Source organism: Mesobacillus subterraneus (assembly GCF_000934845.1).
Taxonomy (GTDB): domain Bacteria; phylum Bacillota; class Bacilli; order Bacillales; family Cytobacillaceae; genus Mesobacillus; species Mesobacillus stamsii.
Genome location: NZ_JXIQ01000087.1, coordinates 1 through 4,840 on the forward strand (window position 1 = coordinate 1; position 4,840 = coordinate 4,840).

4 protein-coding genes and 1 pseudogene are annotated in these 4,840 nt (G+C 35.8%); all 5 read left to right on the plus strand.

The genetic code is table 11. The annotated features are described in order from the left end of the window. Window positions 1–407 precede the first annotated feature (407 nt). The 5 genes and pseudogenes from UB32_RS11095 to UB32_RS11115 all read left to right on the plus strand — a co-directional run bounded on the left by UB32_RS11095 (window position 408) and on the right by UB32_RS11115 (window position 4,721). Window positions 408–1,490, plus strand: a complete 1,083-nt coding sequence (locus UB32_RS11095) for a hypothetical protein (protein ID WP_044393798.1) — start codon at window positions 408–410, stop codon at window positions 1,488–1,490. 228 nt (window positions 1,491–1,718) lie between these two features. Then, a pseudogene (locus UB32_RS20505) lies at window positions 1,719–2,124 on the plus strand (GDP-mannose 4,6-dehydratase); the annotation flags it as partial. A 29-nt stretch (window positions 2,125–2,153) separates the two neighbouring features. Beyond that, complete coding sequence (locus UB32_RS11105; RefSeq protein ID WP_044393802.1) at window positions 2,154–2,546, plus strand: TIR domain-containing protein; 393 nt, start codon at window positions 2,154–2,156, stop codon at window positions 2,544–2,546. 36 nt (window positions 2,547–2,582) lie between these two features. Further along, window positions 2,583–3,806 (plus strand): tetratricopeptide repeat-containing protein, encoded by a 1,224-nt coding sequence (locus UB32_RS11110; protein ID WP_198528192.1) that lies wholly within the window; start codon window positions 2,583–2,585, stop codon window positions 3,804–3,806. Between the two features lie 297 nt (window positions 3,807–4,103). Continuing rightward, window positions 4,104–4,721: a hypothetical protein gene (locus UB32_RS11115; RefSeq protein WP_044393804.1), complete on the plus strand. Its 618-nt coding sequence runs from the start codon at window positions 4,104–4,106 to the stop codon at window positions 4,719–4,721. Window positions 4,722–4,840: the final 119 nt, after the last annotated feature.

Here is a 4,840-nt window from a genome sequence, read left to right on the forward strand (position 1 = left end):
TTTTGTGATCGGGTTATTCTAAGTCTTTTGTGCTGTAGGATTTATTTTCATTTATTGTTGCGAATTGGTTTTTCTTTAAAGGGATAAGGCTGGGTTCCACTTCTCTGGCGAAGATGGAGGCGACGTTCATTGTGTGGATGGAGCCTTTGCTTGTGGAAAGATTGCCGTCAGCATAGCGCTCGATTATCACTTAGAACAAAATCATTATCGGATGAAGAAAGAAGAAGAACTGCAATAGCATTATTATAGAAGAATATGATTCGATAGGCTCATCTCTATTATGGGGGTGGGCCATTTTTTGCTTTATTCTAACAGTTTAATAGACTATATATCTTTTGTTTAAATGGAAATGGTGAAATATAACGGGTGATAATTATTTTGAATGACTTGAGAGAGAAGGGGTTATCTTGAACAGGAATAAGATGTTTAATCGATTCGCTAAGGGCAGAAGCCACGTATATTTCAGCGAACTTGGTGGAAGTAATGAACGTTCAAATATAGTTAATGGTTATGTGAAATGCAAGCTGATTCATACTACTGGTGAATCTCTTATTGTTCCAGATCTAATAATCTTGGAAGAGGATGAAGAAAATTACTTTAAATGGATTCAGCCTCTATCTTTTTTTGGCTGTCGATTAGCAATCACAGACAACGATACCATCCATAGTTCAATTGTAGTAGATATTTCTAACAAGCAGACAATAGAATTAAGGTTTTCTAATAACGATTTTGTAAGGGGATATGATGATTATTCAGAGCTTTATAAGTGTGAAATTCATGCACCTAAAGGTTTAAGTGAATACGCAACAGGTACAGGTTACTTTAAAGAGAATTTTGAACCTTACATTCGTTTATATCACCACACGACTGCTGTCGCTAAAGAAAGTATAATGAAAAGTGAACATTTTTATGATAGTCGTGGCAACTTTGCTGGTACTAAAGAATTGACTTCTATAGGATACTTGTATTTAACATGTTTAGATAAAATAGTTAATGAAGCGGACTTGCAACAGGTAGCGATGTCTAGTCAAAAGTATATTTTTTTAAGAACAGATGATGACGTTCATATTAGAAGGTTAAGAGTGCTTCATCGGCAGACGAAGGAGCTAGAAGCTGTTATTCCATTAGATGTAAATGTTCAAGCAATTGCTTCTCAGCATTTACATCGTCATCTTATTGGTGCTACCTACTATGCAATTTGCAACCCATTTATTTATAGAATAGGAGTTGAACCAAATGGTGGAATAGATTTTATTGATTCTACTATAGAACAAGGTAACACGAAGAAAGCCGATTATATTGTAGCGGGAGATTGTAGAACGATTGAAGGGTTAATAGCTCCATATGACGAAGAGAACACAGAGTACATTTATAAGATTGAAAAAGTAAGTGAGTCAGGGAATCCGAATGCATTAGAGTTTTGGTTAACAAACAGGAATTCAGATCAATATACAGATAAAGAAGTTGAGTTTACTGAATTCAAGAAGTAACAACTTAATATGCTATCGAAAATTCTCCTTATTGATATAGAAGAAACTTGTCTAAGGGACATAAGGGACACAGGGACAGGTTCCTCGTCCCACCATTTTTTTACAACTAGTATGGTATGGTGGTTAGATACGGAAGGGACACAGGGACAGGTACCTTATCCCACCATTTTTTTACAACTGGTATGATGTGGTGGTTACATACAAGGGGCGTGTAGGCATGGGGTGTGTATCCCAAACAATCTGATGCCTTTCGTGATAAAGGTAGCAAAAGGGCAGTTAGAAAATTAAGTGTATTTGGAAATGACTATGATACAATAGACGGGGCAGGCGTCCGTGACTACATCCATGTGGTCGATCTTGCAAAAGGCCATGTGAAGGCTATAGAAAGAAAACTCAGAAAAAGGTGTTAACATCTATAACCTGGGAACCGGTAGAGGTACTTCAGTATTGGAACTTGTAATTGCTTTTATGAAGGTTAATGATATAAAAGTTCCGTATGAAATTGTAGGAAGACATCCGGGTTGCGACCTGTTTTGCGGATGCTAGCAAAGCTAAGAAGGAGCTAGGCTGGAAGGTTGAACTTGGGATTGACGAAATGGTCAGAGATGCCTGGAAGTTTGAACAGAACAATTGATAATATATTAGAAGAACGGAGGAAGTAAAATGTCAAATGTGGTATTTTTCAGTTTTAAGGAAGAGGATCGTGACGTAGTCTTAACAATCAAGGGAAGAGCAGTTAACTCAAGTTATTCGGGGCTGAATTTTCGAGTTAAGGATTTGCTTAAGAGGTGGGATACAACAGATAGTGCGGTTATTAAACAAGCCATTTCCAAATCGATATTTGGAACATCCCGTACCATAGTTTTTGTTGGAGAAAAAACCCATAAAAGCTATTGGGTTCCTCATGAAGTGCAAATGACCTTAGATGCAGGTAAACCTGTTTATGCAATTCGACTAAAGGATAGTTCAGGAACTATACCTAAGTGTTTAACAGATAACGGGATTCATGTATACTCATGGAGTGAAGAGCGACTTCAAGATTTAGCAACAAGATGATACTGATAACACCTCTTTGAAAGGAGTGTGAAAGCTTTGAAAAAGATTTGTTTTGTGATTATGGGTTTTGGAAAGAAAACTGATTACCCATCTGGAAGAACTCTTGATTTAGATAAAACCTATAAGAATCTTATTAAGCCAGCAGTTGAAGCATCAGAATTTCAATGTATTAGAGCAGATGAAATACAGGATTCAGGATTAATTGATAAAAGTATGTATGCACTATTAATAAAAGCAGATTTGGTTATTGCTGATATTTCTACTGCTAATCCAAATGCAATCTATGAACTTGGAATAAGACATGCGGTTAAGCCATATGCCACTTTAATCATCAAAGAAGATGCTAGTAAAATTCCATTCGACCTTGATCATACGAGGATTTTTCAATATAAGCATTTAGGAGAAGACTTAGGTGCTGATGAAGCAAAAGATTCTCAAGATAAGTTGATTAAATTGATAGAGAGTGTAACAAAAGAATCCTTAACTGATAGTCCAATGTATGAATACATAAACATTGATCCACCAACTATATCAGAGGATGAATACAAAAAAATCATTGGGGAATTGGCTGAACAAGAACGCCATATATTTGCGATCACAGAAAAGGCAAAAGACAAAATGGAAACTGAGGATTTTGTTGAAGCAAGCAATCTTTGGAGAAAAGCAAGTGAATTGTTTCCAAACGAGCCATTTTTTATGCAGCAACATGCATTATGTAGGTATAAATCCAAAAGTCCCACTGAAAGTATTGCGCTGACAGATGCATTAACTATTATTCATAAACTTGACGTTAATGGAGATACAAATGATCCAGAAACACTTGGAATCGCTGGAGCAATAAATCGAAGACTATTTCAAATGAATGGTGAAATAGAATACTTAAACAGAGCGATAGAGTTGTATGGAAAAGGTTTCAAAGTTAGATCAGATTACTATAATGGTGAAAATTATGCATTCTGTCTGAATCTGAAATCTACTGATGAACAAAACCAAGATGAAAAAACCTATTTGAGATTAGAAGCAAAGAAAACAAGAGAGAAGATAGTACATGATTTTGAATCAATTCCTAAAGAAGATTTAAAGGGAAGACCTGATGAAAAGTGGATATATGCAACAGTGTCAACGTGTTATTTTGCTTTAGGAAATGAGGATAAGTCAGACTATTATAAAGAACTTTTCTTGTCAGAAGCTCCAAAATCATGGGAGATAGAAACTTTTGAAAGTTCAAGGAAAACACTTATGGAGTTAATAGGTAGATAAGATTTTTGAAAAGCATTGCTGGTTACTCGCTTTGCTGTTAAGACACCTGTGTAAATTACCTCCCAAGTCCCCAGGAACCTATTCCTCCACATAAGGAGATTTGGGAATCTTATATGAGCATTAGTTGATATTCAGGATGATGAGATGGGGTTAAAGAAGTTATTCTGGCGGATAGGCATGATTAGTTTGACACCGAGATAAGCAGTGAAAGAGAACGGGCATTTTTAGAAGCAGAGATGTCCGTTTTTATACAAATATAATTTACAGAATATTATATCAATTGATGGGTAGGTAAAAATGATTAGATTACAAAAAATCAAAATGATATTTATTAGAGCTATAAGATCTCCAGTATTATTAATCTTATTAAGTGAAAGTATAGTTTTGGGATTGCTATATAAATATGGTTTCAGAATTACATATGGTCCTGACTTAGAAGCAAGCTGGGATGCAATAAGTGCGATAGGGCAATGGGCTGGAGTATTTGTTGGATTCTTAATTCCAATTGCTGCAGTATATTTGCAGAGTAAGTTGGACAAAAGTAGGGAAGATATTGGAGAATCAAACACTGCTTTACTTGAAGAGTTTGAATCATTCAAAAATGAGTACGAGGATAAGCTTAAGCGCTTATCAAGTCATTTTGATGGTCAAGGAAATTTAGTTATTGATGGTGGGAAATTTGAAGAGCATAAAAAGGAAAAACGAAGTATAGAAGAGCTAAAGAATGAAGCGCATAAATTTGTTAATATTTCAATGGTTACTAAGACTAAAAGGGTTGCAGATCATCTAGGTATAACGCCTGAAGAGGCGTTTGATATATTAGAAGAATTATTAAGGCATGATGGACTGATATCTGCGGGTGGAATTGTTAGAAAAGATAATATGGACACTTTGGTTTGGACTAAGAAAAGCTAACAAGATATCAAAGGGACATAGGGACAAAGGGACATAGGGACAGGTACCTTGTCCCACCATTTTTTTACAACTGGTATGGTGTGGTGGTTACATTCAAGGGGCATGGAGGTATGGGGTGT